This window comes from Paenibacillus silvestris, assembly GCF_009882985.1.
Classification (GTDB): Bacteria; Bacillota; Bacilli; order Paenibacillales; family NBRC-103111; genus Paenibacillus_E; species Paenibacillus_E silvestris.
Genome location: NZ_WTUZ01000017.1, coordinates 91,263 through 107,853 on the forward strand (window position 1 = coordinate 91,263; position 16,591 = coordinate 107,853).

Sequence of the window (16,591 nt, forward strand, 5' to 3'; positions counted from 1 at the left end):
ACCTCCTTCATCCACATTAGTAAATTAAAGCCTATTCAATAGACGAAAGGCATCTTGTGAAAGTTGCAAAATTATAGTCAAATGAAAAAGCCTCGGAGATTTTCCCCCGAGGCTTTCGTCTTACTGCTTTATATCTGCTTCCTGTTGACTAGCTAGGTAATTGGCTAGTTGCTCGAACGTGCCTTCGAACCCTTGGCCAACCATTGGTGCCATCGCGTCGAATGCTTCCTGTTCCTCTGTAGAAGCATTGATCGGTCCGCCTTGCAGTGTCAAAACCGTCGTTCCCTCGTTTTCTTCGAGCGTTAATATATTCAGAATCTCAAGCGGCCAATTCGGATTGAACGGAGCGCGAACGATGTTTCCTTCTTCATCGGAAAAAGATTGAACCCATACCAGTCTCTCTGGCGCTTGTACTTCCTGGTAAACAAACTTGCCCCACATGGCATGCTGCCCATCTGGAGACTTCTGACAACCAAGGAACATACCACCTGGACGGACATCCATCTTTGCCACTTCAAGCGAGAAACCCTTGGGTCCCCACCAATTGCCAAAATGCGTCGGATCAGTCCACACCTTAAATACCAGTTCTCGAGGGGCATTAAATTCACGTTTTAGTAAAAGTCCTTGATGGTTGCTCATTAGATTTCCTCCTTGGGATTCAGGGACGAACCTGATCTTTTCAAATGATTGAGATAATCGGAAAGACGGTCAAAACGTTCTTCCCACATACCGCGAAACGATTCGAGCCATTCATCCATTTCCATCAAAGGTTCCGTACGCAGTCGGTAGATCCGCCGGTTGGCGTCCGCTCGTACTTCGACAAGACCTGCTTCACTTAAGATTTTCAAATGTTTGGATACCTGGGGCTGACGAAGGCACAACCGATCCGCAATCTCCCCGACCGTAAGTGGACCTACGCGCAACAGTTCGATCATCTGTAATCGGTTGGGTTCCGCGAGCGCGTTCAAAGTTGTTGTATTCATAGGCCCCTCCCGATGATTACTTTTACAGTGTGCTGGAAGCTTGCTTCAAAAGGCCGGACAGCAGAGCAAGATCTGGCGTGTCGCCTTCCCGCAATTTGATCCACTTCCGTTCGGCGGGCCCTTCGAAACCTTTCGGAAAGTCGATGCCGTTTGCATTCATGATCATGAATGCAATGGCGTCCTTTGAAGGTGAAATAACCGCTGCATAATGTCCATTTTTCAGAAAATGTGGTTTCTTGTATTGAATGCGTTCTTCAGCTTCCAGAATCGTCTCATGAATCATGTCCCTTAGGGTCGAACTGATACCACCCTGCCATTCTGGCAGATTTTCAATGTAAGTCGTAACTTCCTGATTCATTTTCTTTCCTCCTATTTGAATGGATCATTGCTTATAAAGAAATATACCATTTATGGAATATTCCCGTCAAGGAATATTTAATCCGAACTGAACTACTCCCGCCCGCAACAAAAAGAGGCTGTTCTAATAATAGAACAGCCTCTTTCACCGGACATCAACCTATTCTTTTGGCAACAATTTCTTCACTCATTTGCTCAATAATCGCTGCAACACTTCTTGCACCAAGATCCCCTTCACCCCGTTTTCTTACAGACACACTTTCTGAATTTTTCTCGTTCTCACCGAGAACGAGCATATACGGAATTTTTTCGAGCTGGGCTTCACGAATTTTATACCCGAGTTTTTCATTCCTCACATCTACTTCGACACGAATCCCAGCTCTTTCAAGCGATTTTTTCACTTGAAAGGCATAGTCTAGATAGTTCTCCGAAACTGGCAATAATTTTGCCTGGACTGGCGCAAGCCATAGCGGGAAAGATCCTGCAAAATGTTCAGTTAAAATGCCGATAAAGCGCTCAATCGATCCATAAAGAGCACGATGTATCACGACAGGGCGGTGCTTCTGATTATCCTCTCCGATGTAAGAAAGATCAAATTTTTCAGGCATCTGAAAATCCAGTTGAATCGTCCCACACTGCCAGTTCCGTTTAAGTGCATCCAAAATGTGGAAATCGATCTTAGGTCCATAAAATGCACCATCGCCTTCATTGACATCATAACGAATACCGAGTTTGTCCAAGACATTTCTCAATGACTGTTCGGCCAGGTTCCATAGTTCCTCTGAACCCATCGAATCTTCTGGCCGAGTGGATAACTCGACTTTGTATTCGAAACCAAGAACTTGATATACGTGGTCAATCAGGGAAATGACACGGCTAATTTCATCCTCAATTTGTTCGGGTAATACGAAAAGGTGTGCATCGTCCTGGCAGAATGTACGGACCCGCATCATCCCATTAAGCGCTCCTGAAAGCTCGTGGCGGTGCACTTGGCCAAATTCGGAAATACGGATAGGTAATTCCCGATAGGAATGTAAGCTATTTTTAAAAATAAGCATGTGTCCTGGGCAGTTCATTGGTTTAAGCGCATACTTTGTTTCGTCCACATTGGTGAAGTACATGTTATCCTTGTAATGATCCCAATGTCCCGATTGCTCCCAAACCCGATTATTCATCATAAGTGGTGAACGCACTTCATCGTAGTCGCGCTGTCTCTGTAACTCACGCGCAAAGTTCTCAAGCTCAGTACGAATGGCCATCCCTTTCGGAAGAAAGAATGGCATTCCTGGCGCTTCTTCAGAGAACATGAACAATTCAAGCTCTTTGCCAAGTTTGCGGTGATCACGCTTCTTGGCCTCTTCAAGAACATGCAAATGTTCTTCAAGCTGCGCCTTTTTCGGGAATGAAGTCCCATAAATACGCTGCAACACCTTATTATTGGAATCTCCACGCCAGTAGGCTCCCGCCACGTTCATCAACTTAAACGCCTTTATACGGCCAGTAGACGGAAGATGCGGTCCTCGACACAGGTCGAAAAACTCACCCTGATCATAAATGGTAATGACGGCGTCATCTGCTAGATCTCTAATAAGCTCTAATTTTAACGGATCTTCGAGCGCTTCGAATGTCTTAATTGCTTCTGTACGGCTGACAACGCGGCGGATAATCGGCAAGTTCTCTTGAATAACGTTTTCCATCTCTTTTTCAATAGCAACAAGATCATCTATAGACAGTGGTTTTTCTATGTCGATATCATAATAAAATCCATCTTCGATAACCGGTCCAATTCCGAGCTTTACTGCTTTATCCCCATATATGCGTTTAATTGCTTGAGCCATTACATGTGCTGTACTGTGTCTGTATATCTCAAGGCCCTCTTTACTTTCAAGAGTAACAACTTCAATATGACTATTAGGCTCTATCGGTTGATTAAGATCAACGAGTTTGCCATTGAGCTTTCCAGCTACTGCGTTTTTCTTCAAACCAGTACGAATAGATACTGCCACTTGTTCGATTGTCGTGCCTGCGGGATACCTCCTAATTGTTCCGTCTGGCAGTGTTACATTGATCTCCATGATTTAACCTCCATTTCTCTTTTTCTATATGTTTGAACGCAAAAAAACGCATCTCTTCCACAAAGGGACGAGTGCGTTCAGCTCGTGGTTCCACCCTAATTTGACCTACATGTACGTTCTTTGGCTATTCACCAAATTAGCAGATGCAGGGTCCTTATTAGTATCCGGTATCGAGGATAAGACGGTGACGCTTACTGCCGCGAAAAGCAGATCGACGGGTTCAACGACACGGCTACAAAGGGGTAATTTCGCAACCGGTTACTGGAGAAGCTTTCAGCCTAAACTTCTCTCTCTGGACAGTTCGTGAAGGAAATCATGTCTTTGGTCAATGCCTTATATGTGCTTACTGGTATAATGTTACCTAATAGTGTTCATGAAAGTCAAAGGAAAGAATTATTATATAAGACTATAAAACAATCCACGGAAACCTGATTACGGCCAAATTTTAACCATCGGTACTTCAACGTTTTCCGGTTTGAATGAAGTGGTCAAAGAAAGTGCGAAGTGGGTTTTTCTCGCCAGTTGGTGACTGGAATCGTTCCTGAATAGCGCGAAAATCAGTATTGTCACTGATTTGGTCAATTCCACCTAACCTAAAGGCAGCAAGTTTGCGTAGTGATGAATCCTGTATCTTAGAAATCAATGCTTCTGCAAAACGATTGCCATCGATTACCGAAAACGGTCGATCGAAGAAGAACTTTACCTTCGCTTCAATGGGTTCGGTCACTTGCAGTTCGTTATGCTTCTGTGCGACGATTTGATACGTTGTCGATAGTGCTTGCTCTCGCTCTTGCCACTCTTTTGCATCTTGTGCTGCTTTTAGATAAGGCAATAACTCGTTTGCACAAGTAAGTTGTCGGAAAGCGCTGCCAAACCATTTGGGATAAGGGGCATAGCGTCGTTCCATTAGGAAGCAAAGACTCATGACGTCCCTAATGAGTCGAGAAGCAATAAGACCTGCTCCCAGTTCATCCCCCACGAAACCTGCTCGGGGCATCAGATGCTCTTCCTGTGCGATACGGTTCCATATTGAAGCCATCAGAAAAAGCCATACGTCCTGCGGATAATAACGCAAGTGATCCCGAACGACTGTCAGCTCACCGATATCATCCCGGAAGACGGTTCCACTTGTAAGTTCTGCCAACGTCTGAGAAGGGATAGTCAGCCAATCAAGCGGATCCAATCCCTCGAGTAATCTAACGGGAGAGAGTCCCAATCGTCTGCCGTAATAAATGCTAACTGTGGTAACAAGCGTTTGATCGACTTTAAGCGAAAAACCATTAAACGTTGAAGGGGCAGCCATAAGGAGTGCTTCAATAATCGCATCACTTAGAGAAACGTCATCTTCTCGCAGGAATATCTGCACACGCGGCCCCCAATCGTGGTCGCGTGACATGGGTGTATCGAAACCCAGAACTTCACTACCTGGGCCAACAATCGCTGATGCATACGATAATGCGGGCATGGCAGTCGAAAGACGAGGTACAATATAGTCTTCATAAAACTTTTGACTTAACTGAATTCCAGTAACATGGTCGCTCACGATTTGAATCTCCTCTCAGCAAGTGGTTTCCAGAAAATGTATGAATCCGACCGCATCACGTACGATTAGCGTAATGGCTCGCCGTAAAACACATGAAAATGAAGATGTCGTCATCTAGATTAGTCCATCACATATTTCTTTATATTTTGTATATTTGATTAGTGTTTCCATTTCATTCATCACTCGTGCTTTACCCTTTTCGTTTGTCCACCAATTATCTGGTCTTGTATTGATATCAAGTGCACCACATAAACTATATTCAATCCACTCCGGCATAAACGTTTTCATCGAAAGCAAACAACGCCTTAAATGAAAGAAATTTGTAACCAGAATTATTCGATTAATATTTTTTAGTCCAAATAATTTATCAATCATGTTCCTAGAGTAGATAACGTTTTCTTTCGTATTCCTAGAATTTGTTTCTATAATTATATCTGATTCTTTAACTCCTAGTTTAATCGCTGCTTCTTTCATAACAACCGATTCAGGAATCACTGATTGACCTCCTGACATTAAAATCTTGTTTGCCCTGTTAGAATGATATAATTCTACTGCTTTTGGAACCCTATATTTTGAAGCAGTTAAACTACCAAAAACAAGAATAATATCACCAGTTAACCCATCATCATTTAGATTCTCAAAAATGACTTTATTGATGGTTTCGAGTTCTAAAGTTTCAAAGTCTAGCTGTGAAATAAACATTACAGTTCCTCCTTAGAGATTTAACTATCATGCCTTGTTATAGTAATATATTAAACTCGAACACCAATTGTTCCCATACAACTTAGACTTCATCTATCTAAAATGGTTGCGTGCTGTGTTAACGAATGCTGTCGTTACTTCAATCTATAAGAAAAAGGAGCTGCCTAAGGCTGCTCCTCAACTAGTTAAATATTCATTAATCTGTTTAAGGTGATGAGAATCATGGTCTACAAATATTTTCAAATACTCATCAATTGTAAATTGACGTTCCCCTGTACCAATTGTGAACTCTGCATTGTTTTCGAGTTCAGATGTCTTTTGAATTAATAGCTGTCTATTCAGGACAAATTCATCTATTAAAGAACAAGTTGTACTATAAACGCTTATGTATTCAATGCCTTCTTTATTATGCGAGTCGTGATCTGGGAAGGCACTCAATTGGGCACCGCCAATCATGAATGGCACATGATGCTCTAAAATAAACTTATCCCAATAATATAGATGGCCTATAATTTCTCTAACAGACCATTTGCCTTCACTAATCGGTTCGAGAAATTGTCGTTCATCAATCGCTTTAAGTTTCACTATTTCTTTTATCATTTTTTCATAATCCAAATCTGATTTATTCCCCATATTAAACCTCCGTTCTTTTTCGTTAATGTTAATTATATCCACATTTAATAAACCTGTAAAGAACGTATGTTCTTATTTCGAATAATACTTCCCTTATCCTAATAAAAAAGGAGCAGTTGCCGCGGCAGCACACTGCTCCTGAATCGCTGAACTAACGTTAGTTTAATGCCTATCCCATTTCGAGTAATAGTGATTTAAAGCAATGTTAAAGCCTCGCGAACGTGATGTAATCGACTTGGGCAGGCTCTGCCGAATCAATCCGAAGTGCCCGGTTGATCTGTCCTCTGTGATATTGACCATGTAAGATGACCTGCAATAATATATCTCGAACAGATGTTCGGAACTGAACCCCGCTCTGGTTCGAATAGTCGATCATCTCGTCCAACTCGGATTCCTTGAGCCCTTCGATATAGACGCGATATTGCTCGGCGTTTTCTTCGAACATCGTACGGACGGCTGTCAGGTCTTCCGCTTCCTCCCACAATGCATAATGTTCGGTACCCTTGCCCAGCAATCGGGATAGCCAGACTATTTCCGCAACCGCGACGTGCCGAACTAGCTTCAGAAGGTCCTTGTTCTTCGTCGCACTCTTCTCGAGCGCGTCCAAGATGCGTCCGTCCGCCCAGTACAGATGATTCATCATGCTTTTGATCGTCTTCATTTCGGATTCCTCCTCCTCTTCGTCCCACCGCTTACTTAAACCCACTATGTTCCATCACATTTTATCGATGTTGTTCATATCTATTCAATCGGGTCAATTTCTGTAGCTGGATAACCTCTTCCTCCCTTAGGGGAGGGGCCTCTGCGCCGTCGATGTTCTGCATGAATTGGTTTAGAGAGCTAGCTCCTGGAATAGTCACAGCAACCGCAGGATGCGATAGAGCATAGCGAATTGCAAGCTGACTTAGATTACGACCATTTGAATCTGCGAAATTCTGCAATTTAGAATGAAGGGTGCCCAGTGATTCCCCTGTGTAATCAAGGTATCCTTCCTGGAGTCGTTGTCCACCATTCGACGACAGTATTCCTCTAGCCACTGGACCACGAGCTATCATACTGATTGAATGCTCGGTTAGCCAAGGCAGTACCGCTTCCTCCGGCCGTCGATCTAATAAACTATATTGACTCATGACGCTAACAATCGATGATCGGCTTGAATATTCACGAATGACATTAGGTCGAATCGAGGATATACCATAATAGCGAATGACTCCCTCTCGCTTCAACTGTTCAAAAGCTTCGATCGTCTCGTCGATCGGATCTTCAAGCGTACCTCCATGCAATTGATATAAATCAATGTAATCCGTACGCAGTCGTTTCAAACTTTCTTTAACCGCGGAGAGTATGTATGCCTTGGAGGCATCCCATATCCAGCCCTCTTTGCCTGGGATTCGTCTATTCCCTACTTTTGTGGCTATTATGAGATCCTCACGATTACGTTCATGAATCGCTGCACCTACGATTTCTTCGTTAAGACCTGCATCGTACAAATCTGCCGTATCCAGAAAATTGACCCCACGTTCCAATGCTGCATGAATTATAGGGATTGCAACCTGTTGATCTGTGCCTAACGACATGCAGCCTAATCCTACTTCGCCTACCATGAGCTCTGAAGTACCTAATCTGTTTCGTTTCATCCTATGTCCCCCTCTCCAATACAGTTCTAATACAAAGCAATTAATTTAGATGGATCAATATTATTAAATTCTAAATCAATTGAGATTACATATACAAGCTTTTTGCCCTCATAAATAATCCGACTGTCGTGTAAACAATGTTTTGATGAATAATTACATAAGTTTCCAACCAAAATAACAGCAAATCGGATGACGGGAACGAATAGCCATGCCTAATAATCAATTGAAGCCAATCTCAATGAAGGATTTCCTCGTGGCTTGCCAGCAGTCAAGTGACTTCGTTACGATAGAACTCTCTTATATGATTGCTCCGCAAACAACCTTTAAATTTTCCTACTATAAAACGTTAATCGATAAAGAGATGTTGAACCTATCCATTCGATCGCTTCAACAGTTAGATCCTTCTCACTCCTTAGCAACAATTGAAGAAATCGTGTCACATATTCCAATTGAAGGAACTTATAGTACCGATCAGAATGAAACAACTCAATCAAGTGTGTTAAAGGGTCTTGTACTGATACACAGTGATGAAGTTCCGGATAGGTATGCACTTATTCCAATTACAAATCATGATGGTATTCGTACAAGCAATGATGCGGATGAGGAATTTAGCGTCGTTGGACCAAAGGTTGGCTTCGTCGAAGATATGGATATTAACCTGAAACTTATCCGCCTGCAGCTAAATACTCCTGATTTAATTATTAAAGAAACTACAGTTGGGACCATTTCAAAGACCAAGGTATCTCTGCTGTACCTTAAAAATGCTGCAAATCAAGAAAATGTAGCCAAAATAGAAAAACGTATCCGCGCATTAAATTTTGATGTTGTTTTTGATACAACTCAGTTGGATCAATTAATTGCGGATAATTCATTAACTCCATTTCCACTTTTTATAACAACTGAGCGTAGGGATCGGGTCGTATATTCGCTTGTATTGGGTCAAGTAGCGGTGATCTGTGATGGCTCGCCTTACTTTATTACCGGACCGACGAATCTGTTTGACTTTTTTCTGTCTCCGGAAGACTACTATACACCATGGCTGCTTGCATCATTTTTTCGCTTAATTAGAATTTTCGGTGTTGCGTTCTCTCTTCTTGCCACTGCTATGTATGTAGCGATTATCACTTTTCATTATGATATTATTCCTAAGGAACTGCTTGGGCGATTGATTTATTCTAGGCAAAGCGTCCCCTTCCCGCCAATCATTGAAGCACTATTCTTAGAAATTACTGTAGAATTTCTGAGGGAAGCAGGGGCTCGCCTTCCGAGTCGGATCGGTCAGACACTCGGAATTGTAGGAGGCATTATATTAGGTCAAGCTGCAGTTGAAGCATCATTAACGAGTAATGTGTTAATTATTATTATATCTTTGTCGGCTCTTGCTTCATTTGTTACGCCAATCTATAAAATGTCTAATGCTATTCGATTTTTAAGGTATCCAATCATTATTCTTGCCGCCATTTGGGGTAGTCTCGGAATTGCACTTGGCATTTGCTTCTTGTTTGTACATTTGACTCAACTCCGTTCGTTGGGATATCCCTATTCGGCTCCTTTCTTCCCATTGCACACGAACGATCTTAATGACAGTGTAGTCCGTTCCTCATATACACGGATCAATTCAAGACCAAGCTATCTCAAGCCTGTGACAAGTATTCGTTATCAACCTAAAAAGGCAAAGGTAAAACTTGATTTTGATGAGGAGTGACTTTCGTTGGGTTTCTATAAAAAGTGGCGTAATTCTTTGCTTTACTTGGCTTTGAGCTTCCTCCTTGCGTCATGCAGCGATGGACAAGTCATCAATCAAATTGAACTCGTTCAAACTGCTGGCTTTGATTTGGATAACCAGAAGGTTTTAACCAGTGCCCTTATTGGAGAATATAAGGAGAAGGAAAAAACAAATATCAAATTGTTAAGAGCCACATCCGATAACAGCTATAACATGATCCAGCTTCTGAATCTCAAGTCTTATTATCCAATTAAATACGGGCAAATGAGAATGATGCTCTTCGGAGAAAATTATGCAACGCACAATATTGGTCCAATACTGAAGTATCTCTCTCAAGATGTATCCATTTCAGGTAACCTTAATCTAGCAGTATCAAGAAATAAAGCATCTGAATTGTTATCGGCCACAATTTCAGCACATGATCCATTGTTTTTAATGAAAATGATCACACAAAACTCAGATACGGCGAACTTGCCACACACCGATCTGCAAACCACACTGTACAATTTTTTTGATGAAGGAAGAGATACTTATTTGCCACTGCTCTCTTGGGATGCGAATAAAAAACCACAGGTAGATGGCATCGCTCTATTTAAGGATGGTAAGAACGGCAAACTCATCTCACAACACGGAAACCAAGACGCTCTTTGGCTCAAAATGCTTGTTGAAAACAGTAAAAACGGCACCTTCATGTTTCCCTTGGAAAATGCAAAAAGCGAAAATGAAAAGTTCGCTTTAGTGCAAGTCATGGAGTCTAAGACGAACTTCATATCTAAACCTGCCAACGCTGTTTCACAGCGATTACACGTTTTAGAAATTCATATTAATACGAAGCTACAAGTAAAAGGTACACTACTAGATACAGAGAACAATCAATTACAAGCCAAGCTCGAAACATACATATCCGAAGAAATAAAACACTTCATCCAACCTTGCCTCAGTGCCAATGTTGATCCAGTTGGGTTCGGCAGCTTCTTCCGGAGTAAAACCCGAGGCTGGAATGCCTCCGAATTTTACGAAGCATATCCTTCCATGAAGACCAATGTAACCACGAAAGTGCAACTTGTTAAGGCTGGCATACAAAAATGACAAGAACGGAGATAAAATTACGTGAAAGGAGTCGTCAGCGATAAATTTTCAGTTTCACCCATCCATTTATTGTTCCTAATGTATGTAAGTTTAGTGAGTACTGGGACAATGAGCTTCCAACATGATATCACTTTTGGCGCTGGCCATGATGCTTGGTTCGCTGTCATTCTAGCTGCTCTCTTTATCGCTTTGCTGGTCTGGATGATGTATTTTATTATTTATCGACAGAAGCAGGAACAAGCCAACCTAGTCTCTATTAACAACCGATATTTCGGAAAAATATTGGGAACTGTCATCAATGTTATCATGGTTATGTTCTTCATATTTGGCTCATTTGTTACCTTCAGGAATTACCTCCAAATCATCCATATATGGGTATTCCCACAAACGCCTATTTGGCCTATTGGATTATGCATTTTGTTTATCGTGTACTACGCCATTTCCGGAGGGTTTCAATCCATCGCAGGGTTGTGCATGGGGGGAACAATCAGTATTTTTATTTTTATATTGCCTCAGATATTCATTGCAGCCTTTTCTCGCCTTCATCCGGATAATTTTTTTCCGATTTTTGATCATTCCATCACACAAATCGTCCAATCATCCAGACAAATGACACATGAATTTGCTAGATGCGAAACACTATTGGTTATCTACCCCTTCATCAGAAATCCAAATAAAGCAAGACCATGGGCTTTCTGGGCAGTTTTGGTTAGTGGCCTCTTATACTTAACGTTATCTTGTATAGGTATCATGTATTTCAGTCAAGGTCAGCTCCAACAAATTTCTTGGCCAACCTTAAGCTTGTATTCGACACTTGACTATCCGATTATGCAGCGAATGGAAACCTTGCTCATTACCGTATGGATCGTTAAGATCTTGGCCATTATCTCATTAGGATTGTGGGCAGCTTGTCACTGTATGAAACAGACGACACGAATGAAGCAGCGAACAAGTCTAAAAGTGTTTATAGGGCTTATTATCATTGTATTTTTCCTTATTAGGGATGACGAGCATGTTCAAATGAGTTTTGATTTATACGCGAAATTTGGTGAATATATGATGTTTCTCTACATCCCCTTACTATTTGTGATCTCTTTATTTATAAAAAGACCAGAATTGTCAGCCGATAAATTGAATTAGAATTTGATTAAATCGGTCACGTTCTTCCAAGAAAGTACCATGACCACTGTAATGAAATGGAACTAATTGTGAATGTTTGATAAGCTTATTTGTTTCCTGACCATTGGTGAACGGGACGATCTTATCATGGATTCCGTGAATAATTAGTGTAGGTACGACTATTTTACCAAGATCACTTTGCACATTCTCATCCCTTAGTGTAGCCATAATAGCCGCAGTCGACCAGCCGGCTGCTTGTAAGCCAAGCTGAAAAAACCAGTCCGACATTGGTTTCGTTATATACTGAAAGAAAAAGAGATCAGTTAACCCTTGCAACATTTTAGGACGATCATTGTTGGTTTCTGTAATGAATTTATTTGCTAAATCGGCAGGAACACTACTTGGAGACGCTGCATCGATAAGCACAAGTTTAGAAACTCCGTAATTCTGATGACGAGCCAAATATCGAATCGAGATCGCGCCCCCTGTGGAGTGTCCTGCTAATATGATATTTTTGAGCTGAAAAGCCTCAATGACAACTCGAATATCATCAGCTAGTCTATCATAGTTGTATCCCCTGAATGGTTTATCCGAATTACCGAATCCTCTCCAGTCAATCCCGATGCATCGATATCCCATTGCCGGAAGAACATTATATTGATATTCAAACTGCTTATGGTTAAGAGGCCAACCATGAATAAACAGAATTGTCTTATTTCCTTCCGGGTTTATATCTTCTACAAATATGTTTACACCTGGTTCAACAGTAACAAAATATCCCACGCGAACCCCTCCGATTAATGAAATGCGTTATCCAAAATAAGATACTCACCTAGGGGTACTTAGGTGAAAGACTTTTATTTCATTACTGATTTACAGACCATTAACGCGGTGAAGGACTACCATGAGCGGCAGCCCTTCAGATGTTTAACTATAAGGAACGAGGATATTGACTGAGATTATGTAAAAGGTTTTTATCTATCGGAATATTCAATTGCTTTAACGCTAACAACACAGCACCTGCTACGGGAGAGAACGCGGGTTTAATTAGCGTATACTTCTTGTTATTACCATGACTCATTTGGGAAGCAAGCCTCGATTGGAAATAGTCACTATTAACAACACTGCCTACCAAAGAAACGTTGACTTCTGTATTAGAGAAATAGGATGCGAGCATTTCTACGCCAGTCATTATTTGATGGATCGCCCGGTCACAAACGAATTTAGCTAACTTGCTATTTTGAACAGCAGCTTGGGTGATTAAGGGTGCAATGAGAGCAAACTTTCTATTTCGTTCTCTCTGATCTGTAACAAAGCCCTGTAGCGCGAGTTGAGATAACTCTTGGACAGAGGAAAGTTCCCAAAACATTAAGATTTCACTGACTAAATCATAATCGCTATCATCTATGTTGCCTGCAAGTAGTTCGAATGTGGCGTCATAAGCAAGAAATCTAGCTGCACTTGCTGCATAATGATGTAAATCGTAATTCCTTATCTGCTGTCTATCTTCGTTTATTGCATAAATAATAGACCCTGTTCCTGCAATCACCACAATTCCCGGCTCTGTAAGAAGCGCTCCGCTGTGAGCGACAACTGCATCGTTGACATGTTGCTTCAAGCAATCCAATCCCTCTACTTCTGTCAATGGGAGTACCCATTCTAGATCAGTATTTGAATCGAAACCAGCAATTCCTGCAGTTACTGCCTGCACTTGCTTCACGTTTCTGCCCGCCTGTTGCAATGATTCTTCCATTGCCCGATGTACATTTTCCCGCGCTTGTAAATCTTTATGTATGGAAGATGCACCTTTCTCAACATAGGATAACACATTTCCTGCGAGGTCTACCGCCATTACCCGCGTGTGAGTGCCGCCACCATCAATTCCTATAACAATGCCATTCGTTTTCTGGACTATGATCTATCACTCCTCGTACTCAGTGAGTTGATTTACCTCTAAACATGTAAGATGTTTACATTCGATAAACCATTCCAAAACCCTGCACATTCTTAAATTGACTACTGGGAGATAAAAGCACTGAGACCAAGTGCAGCGGCGGTTGTTAGTACGATGCTCCAGAAGACGATCCCAATCGTCATCCAAATAAATAGTTTACGCGGTTCAGCACCAAACGAAATTCCAATCGCGGCACCGAGCGGCGCACCGGTAAGGAGCGGTGATAAAAAGCCGAGCCCGGGAATACCGTATTTGTCCCATATTCCGCTCATTCGGCCACCTCTACCGCCGGCTTTGCTTTGAAATCGCTTGATAAGCCAGTTCCTAAGGGAAGTTCCGAAGAAAATAATGATCATCGCACTTAATATCGATCCTATTGCACTTAGAAATCCAATTGTTACCGGATGAAGATTTAACGTGAAGCCAAGCGGAATAGCTGCCCATAGTTCCAATAACCCGGCTCCTATGACAGAAGCCCATGAAAGTAAACTATTCATTATTTTATACCCTATCCTTTCCTCCTGATTTGATTTCGCAGGTATTCGTCTTTACAATAATAGTAATTCTTACGTATCAGTAACAACTATGTTTCGCTTTATCAAATAAAAAAGTTTTCGACTACAAAACCGATGACCCCTTTTAAAGGTTTCTGGAATTAACAAATAAATGGTGTGCTGATTAGCACACCATTAGCTTGGATTCAAAAGCGGCAGTAAGCCCGCTACTATCATTAGCGTTTATTTACTTCGCTTTGGCGGATGATCTCGTCAACGACGTGCTCGATCGGTGCGGTGGCGTCAATAATATTGCCATTTCTCGGAATATCTTCTTTCGTTTGGTGCAAGCGCGCAATGAATTCCCGTTCCGCTTTCTTCCCGCCCCACTCATTTTCAGGTCGCAGTTCAAGCCGCCGATTCAATGTATCAAGGTCAACCTCGAGAACAAACACGCCGTCAAATAGATCTATAAATTTTGAAAAGTTCCTAGAACCACCGCAGAAAAATGTTGCCGCTTCATTCTGGCTCGCAACCAAAGCTTTTACTTTATCTACATCCCAGATGTGGTTCTCGTGCGTGGCGCTGTCCGTGCATGTACCTGTTTCTGGATCTCCTTGATAAGCCAATTCACGATCACCATGAAGGGCATGGTAGCCACGCCGCTGCAATTCTGTGCAGACCGAAGTTTTGCCAGTGCCGGAAACGCCTTCAATCAGATAATTTCTAATGCCCATGGCTAGACCCTCCAGTCAACTCTTCAATGAAATTAGGAACTGCATGATGGTGTGGCCTCGTCGTTTTTGTACTCCAAAATATCACCTGGCTGACAATCCAACGTTTTACATATGGCTTCTAATGTTGAAAAGCGAACCGCCTTCGCTTTCCCATTTTTCAGAATGGAAAGATTCGCCATAGTAATTCCAACTCTCTCCGAAAGTTCTGTTACGCTCATTTTCCTTTTTGCCAACATCACATCAACATTGATGATAATCGCCATGAGATTCACCTCAGATCGTTAACTCATTTTCTGATTTAATATGAATAGCTTCTTGTAAAAGTCTTTGGAGAACAGCTGCAAAAACGGCGATCACGATCGAGGAGAAAATAATAATCCATCCGATGGGTATGAAACTTGGAGGGTCAACTCCTTCTGCCATTAGATAGTAAAGTGGCATACCTAGCAGGTACAAGGTACTGATTGTGATGGCACAGTATTTAATGCTCTGTAAGGCCTTTACCGATAATTCTGAGAACGCTTGGTTCTTATCAATATAGCTTAAAAGTTTAAAAGCTTGATACAGAGCGAAGTAAAAAGGGATCGCTGCTGCGTACATATCGATTAAAACGAGAGATTTCATATAAGCAATATTCAGATACACCTCTCCAGCAAAATTCCCGATCTTAGGCACCAAAAAAATGCACAATGCAAGAATTGGGACTCCTAAAAAAATCACAGCAAACTTTAAAAAAAGTGTCGTAATTTGTTTCATGAAAAGCACCTCACTGATTAAATAATAAAATGACTTTACCACATAATATATCGTTATACAATAAATAAATATTGTTTTTTATTATATTATTATTGTTATTTCCCATTTCGCATATTTCTCAATATAAAAAAATGCTCTTCCGTTTTCCCGATGGGAAGCGAAAGAGCCTAGATGGTTATAGTTATAGGAGATGCTATTAAGAGAGCTTAACGATGGTCAGCGCAGCGCCGGCTGCACCGTTAGTCAGTGTTGCGGCACCGAGTAATCCAAAGAATTGGAGCGTGATTGTGCTACCTGCAGTAAGAGACAATACGACCATGTTGTTAAACTCGGAAATAGAGAGTACAGGTGCAATTATAGAAGGTGTAGATGGTGTTCCGTTAATTAACAATCGCGTACTGAGCAACAATGCAGCTGTTAAATTTGCTTGATATGAAATCATATAGCTTCCGGCAGACGGTACCGTAAACGTATCGTTAGCACCGTTGACAGTAATTCCGCCACTAAGCAGTTGATTGTCCGGGAGTGAAACGTTAGTTCCTCCAAGGAGAACGGCGATGATGTCGCCGCCAGTATTCGCGGCAAAGCTGTTAATGTTCGTGAAAACCGGACCTGTTGCTCCGGTAGAACCCGTAGCTCCCGTGTCACCAGTCACGCCCGTTGCTCCCGTTGCACCTGCTACGCCTGTACTTCCAGTTGCTCCTGTTGCACCGGCAGCTCCTGTTGCACCAACTGCTCCTGTATCACCAGTCGCGCCTGTGGCTCCCGTTGCACCTGCTACGCCTG

The 16,591-nt window shown here is 41.9% G+C and carries 20 protein-coding genes; 4 read left to right on the forward strand and 16 right to left on the reverse strand.

The genetic code is table 11. The features are described 5' to 3' along the window. Window positions 1–120: 120 nt before the first annotated feature. The 4 genes from GQF01_RS14520 to thrS all read right to left on the reverse strand — a co-directional run bounded on the left by GQF01_RS14520 (window position 121) and on the right by thrS (window position 3,415). Window positions 121–639: an SRPBCC family protein gene (locus GQF01_RS14520; protein WP_161407529.1), complete on the reverse strand. Its 519-nt coding sequence runs from the start codon at window positions 637–639 to the stop codon at window positions 121–123. Next, entirely contained in the window at window positions 639–983 is a 345-nt protein-coding gene (locus tag GQF01_RS14525; protein ID WP_161407530.1) for an ArsR/SmtB family transcription factor, read from the reverse strand. The genes GQF01_RS14520 and GQF01_RS14525 overlap by 1 nt, the downstream gene beginning before the upstream one ends. A gap of 22 nt (window positions 984–1,005) precedes the next feature. Next, a complete protein-coding gene (locus GQF01_RS14530; RefSeq protein ID WP_161407531.1) occupies window positions 1,006–1,341 on the reverse strand; it encodes a DUF1801 domain-containing protein in 336 nt (111 codons plus the stop codon). Between the two features lie 154 nt (window positions 1,342–1,495). Further along, a complete protein-coding gene (gene thrS, locus GQF01_RS14535) occupies window positions 1,496–3,415 on the reverse strand; it encodes a threonine--tRNA ligase (protein ID WP_161407532.1) in 1,920 nt (639 codons plus the stop codon). A 109-nt stretch (window positions 3,416–3,524) separates the two neighbouring features. Between thrS and GQF01_RS35930 the strand changes: the two genes are divergently transcribed. Next, a complete protein-coding gene (locus GQF01_RS35930) occupies window positions 3,525–3,722 on the forward strand; it encodes a hypothetical protein (protein WP_235959712.1) in 198 nt (65 codons plus the stop codon). 153 nt (window positions 3,723–3,875) lie between these two features. Here GQF01_RS35930 and GQF01_RS14540 read toward each other — a convergent pair whose 3' ends face one another. From GQF01_RS14540 to GQF01_RS14560, 5 genes are all read right to left on the reverse strand, one after another. Continuing rightward, complete coding sequence (locus GQF01_RS14540; protein ID WP_161407533.1) at window positions 3,876–4,958, reverse strand: DUF4037 domain-containing protein; 1,083 nt, start codon at window positions 4,956–4,958, stop codon at window positions 3,876–3,878. A 114-nt stretch (window positions 4,959–5,072) separates the two neighbouring features. Next, window positions 5,073–5,660 (reverse strand): YdcF family protein, encoded by a 588-nt coding sequence (locus tag GQF01_RS14545; protein WP_161407534.1) that lies wholly within the window; start codon window positions 5,658–5,660, stop codon window positions 5,073–5,075. Window positions 5,661–5,837: 177 nt separating this feature from the next. Further along, window positions 5,838–6,293, reverse strand: a complete 456-nt coding sequence (locus tag GQF01_RS14550; protein WP_161407535.1) for a DinB family protein — start codon at window positions 6,291–6,293, stop codon at window positions 5,838–5,840. A 205-nt stretch (window positions 6,294–6,498) separates the two neighbouring features. Then, complete coding sequence (locus GQF01_RS14555) at window positions 6,499–6,954, reverse strand: DinB family protein (protein ID WP_161407536.1); 456 nt, start codon at window positions 6,952–6,954, stop codon at window positions 6,499–6,501. A gap of 61 nt (window positions 6,955–7,015) precedes the next feature. Continuing rightward, the gene (locus tag GQF01_RS14560) at window positions 7,016–7,930 is read right to left on the reverse strand and encodes an aldo/keto reductase (protein WP_161407537.1); all 915 of its coding nucleotides are present in this window, start codon (window positions 7,928–7,930) and stop codon (window positions 7,016–7,018) included. 208 nt (window positions 7,931–8,138) lie between these two features. Between GQF01_RS14560 and GQF01_RS14565 the strand changes: the two genes are divergently transcribed. The 3 genes from GQF01_RS14565 to GQF01_RS14575 are packed head-to-tail and all read left to right on the forward strand — an operon-like array spanning window position 8,139 to window position 11,885. Then, the gene (locus tag GQF01_RS14565) at window positions 8,139–9,635 is read left to right on the forward strand and encodes a spore germination protein (protein WP_235959715.1); all 1,497 of its coding nucleotides are present in this window, start codon (window positions 8,139–8,141) and stop codon (window positions 9,633–9,635) included. A 6-nt stretch (window positions 9,636–9,641) separates the two neighbouring features. Continuing rightward, window positions 9,642–10,745, forward strand: a complete 1,104-nt coding sequence (locus GQF01_RS14570) for a Ger(x)C family spore germination protein (RefSeq protein ID WP_161407538.1) — start codon at window positions 9,642–9,644, stop codon at window positions 10,743–10,745. Between the two features lie 21 nt (window positions 10,746–10,766). Continuing rightward, window positions 10,767–11,885, forward strand: a complete 1,119-nt coding sequence (locus GQF01_RS14575; protein WP_161407539.1) for a GerAB/ArcD/ProY family transporter — start codon at window positions 10,767–10,769, stop codon at window positions 11,883–11,885. Here GQF01_RS14575 and GQF01_RS14580 read toward each other — a convergent pair. The 7 genes from GQF01_RS14580 to GQF01_RS14610 form a co-directional block, all read right to left on the reverse strand. Further along, the gene (locus GQF01_RS14580; RefSeq protein WP_161407540.1) at window positions 11,865–12,647 is read right to left on the reverse strand and encodes an alpha/beta fold hydrolase; all 783 of its coding nucleotides are present in this window, start codon (window positions 12,645–12,647) and stop codon (window positions 11,865–11,867) included. The genes GQF01_RS14575 and GQF01_RS14580 overlap by 21 nt on opposite strands. Before the next feature lie 148 nt (window positions 12,648–12,795). After that, on the reverse strand, window positions 12,796–13,782 hold the full coding sequence (locus GQF01_RS14585) for an N-acetylglucosamine kinase (protein WP_328803464.1): 987 nt from the start codon (window positions 13,780–13,782) through the stop codon (window positions 12,796–12,798). Between the two features lie 98 nt (window positions 13,783–13,880). Then, window positions 13,881–14,315 (reverse strand): small multi-drug export protein, encoded by a 435-nt coding sequence (locus GQF01_RS14590; protein WP_161407542.1) that lies wholly within the window; start codon window positions 14,313–14,315, stop codon window positions 13,881–13,883. 233 nt (window positions 14,316–14,548) lie between these two features. Next, window positions 14,549–15,049 carry an AAA family ATPase gene (locus tag GQF01_RS14595; RefSeq protein WP_161407543.1) on the reverse strand — a complete coding sequence of 167 codons (501 nt, stop codon included), beginning with the start codon at window positions 15,047–15,049 and terminating at the stop codon, window positions 14,549–14,551. Between the two features lie 32 nt (window positions 15,050–15,081). Then, complete coding sequence (locus GQF01_RS14600; RefSeq protein ID WP_161407544.1) at window positions 15,082–15,312, reverse strand: helix-turn-helix domain-containing protein; 231 nt, start codon at window positions 15,310–15,312, stop codon at window positions 15,082–15,084. Window positions 15,313–15,322: 10 nt separating this feature from the next. Then, window positions 15,323–15,805 carry a DUF2975 domain-containing protein gene (locus tag GQF01_RS14605; protein WP_161407545.1) on the reverse strand — a complete coding sequence of 161 codons (483 nt, stop codon included), beginning with the start codon at window positions 15,803–15,805 and terminating at the stop codon, window positions 15,323–15,325. A 196-nt stretch (window positions 15,806–16,001) separates the two neighbouring features. Then, window positions 16,002–16,591, reverse strand: a 590-nt coding sequence (locus tag GQF01_RS14610) for a BclA C-terminal domain-containing protein (protein WP_161407546.1), incomplete at its 5' end; no start/stop codon positions are given.

Bases quoted from the DNA above. Each gene is read 5' to 3' on its own strand.
- GQF01_RS14565 (WP_235959715.1), top strand. From the start codon at position 8,139: ATGCCTAATAATCAATTGAAGCCAATCTCAATGAAGGATTTCCTCGTG.
- GQF01_RS14600 (WP_161407544.1), bottom strand. From the start codon at position 15,312: ATGGCGATTATCATCAATGTTGATGTGATGTTGGCAAAAAGGAAAATG.
- GQF01_RS14545 (WP_161407534.1), bottom strand. From the start codon at position 5,660: ATGTTTATTTCACAGCTAGACTTTGAAACTTTAGAACTCGAAACCATC.
- GQF01_RS14595 (WP_161407543.1), bottom strand. From the start codon at position 15,049: ATGGGCATTAGAAATTATCTGATTGAAGGCGTTTCCGGCACTGGCAAA.
- GQF01_RS14530 (WP_161407531.1), bottom strand. From the start codon at position 1,341: ATGAATCAGGAAGTTACGACTTACATTGAAAATCTGCCAGAATGGCAG.
- GQF01_RS35930 (WP_235959712.1), top strand. From the start codon at position 3,525: ATGTACGTTCTTTGGCTATTCACCAAATTAGCAGATGCAGGGTCCTTA.
- GQF01_RS14520 (WP_161407529.1), bottom strand. From the start codon at position 639: ATGAGCAACCATCAAGGACTTTTACTAAAACGTGAATTTAATGCCCCT.
- thrS (WP_161407532.1), bottom strand. From the start codon at position 3,415: ATGGAGATCAATGTAACACTGCCAGACGGAACAATTAGGAGGTATCCC.
- GQF01_RS14560 (WP_161407537.1), bottom strand. From the start codon at position 7,930: ATGAAACGAAACAGATTAGGTACTTCAGAGCTCATGGTAGGCGAAGTA.
- GQF01_RS14590 (WP_161407542.1), bottom strand. From the start codon at position 14,315: ATGAATAGTTTACTTTCATGGGCTTCTGTCATAGGAGCCGGGTTATTG.
- GQF01_RS14605 (WP_161407545.1), bottom strand. From the start codon at position 15,805: ATGAAACAAATTACGACACTTTTTTTAAAGTTTGCTGTGATTTTTTTA.
- GQF01_RS14550 (WP_161407535.1), bottom strand. From the start codon at position 6,293: ATGGGGAATAAATCAGATTTGGATTATGAAAAAATGATAAAAGAAATA.
- GQF01_RS14555 (WP_161407536.1), bottom strand. From the start codon at position 6,954: ATGAAGACGATCAAAAGCATGATGAATCATCTGTACTGGGCGGACGGA.
- GQF01_RS14525 (WP_161407530.1), bottom strand. From the start codon at position 983: ATGAATACAACAACTTTGAACGCGCTCGCGGAACCCAACCGATTACAG.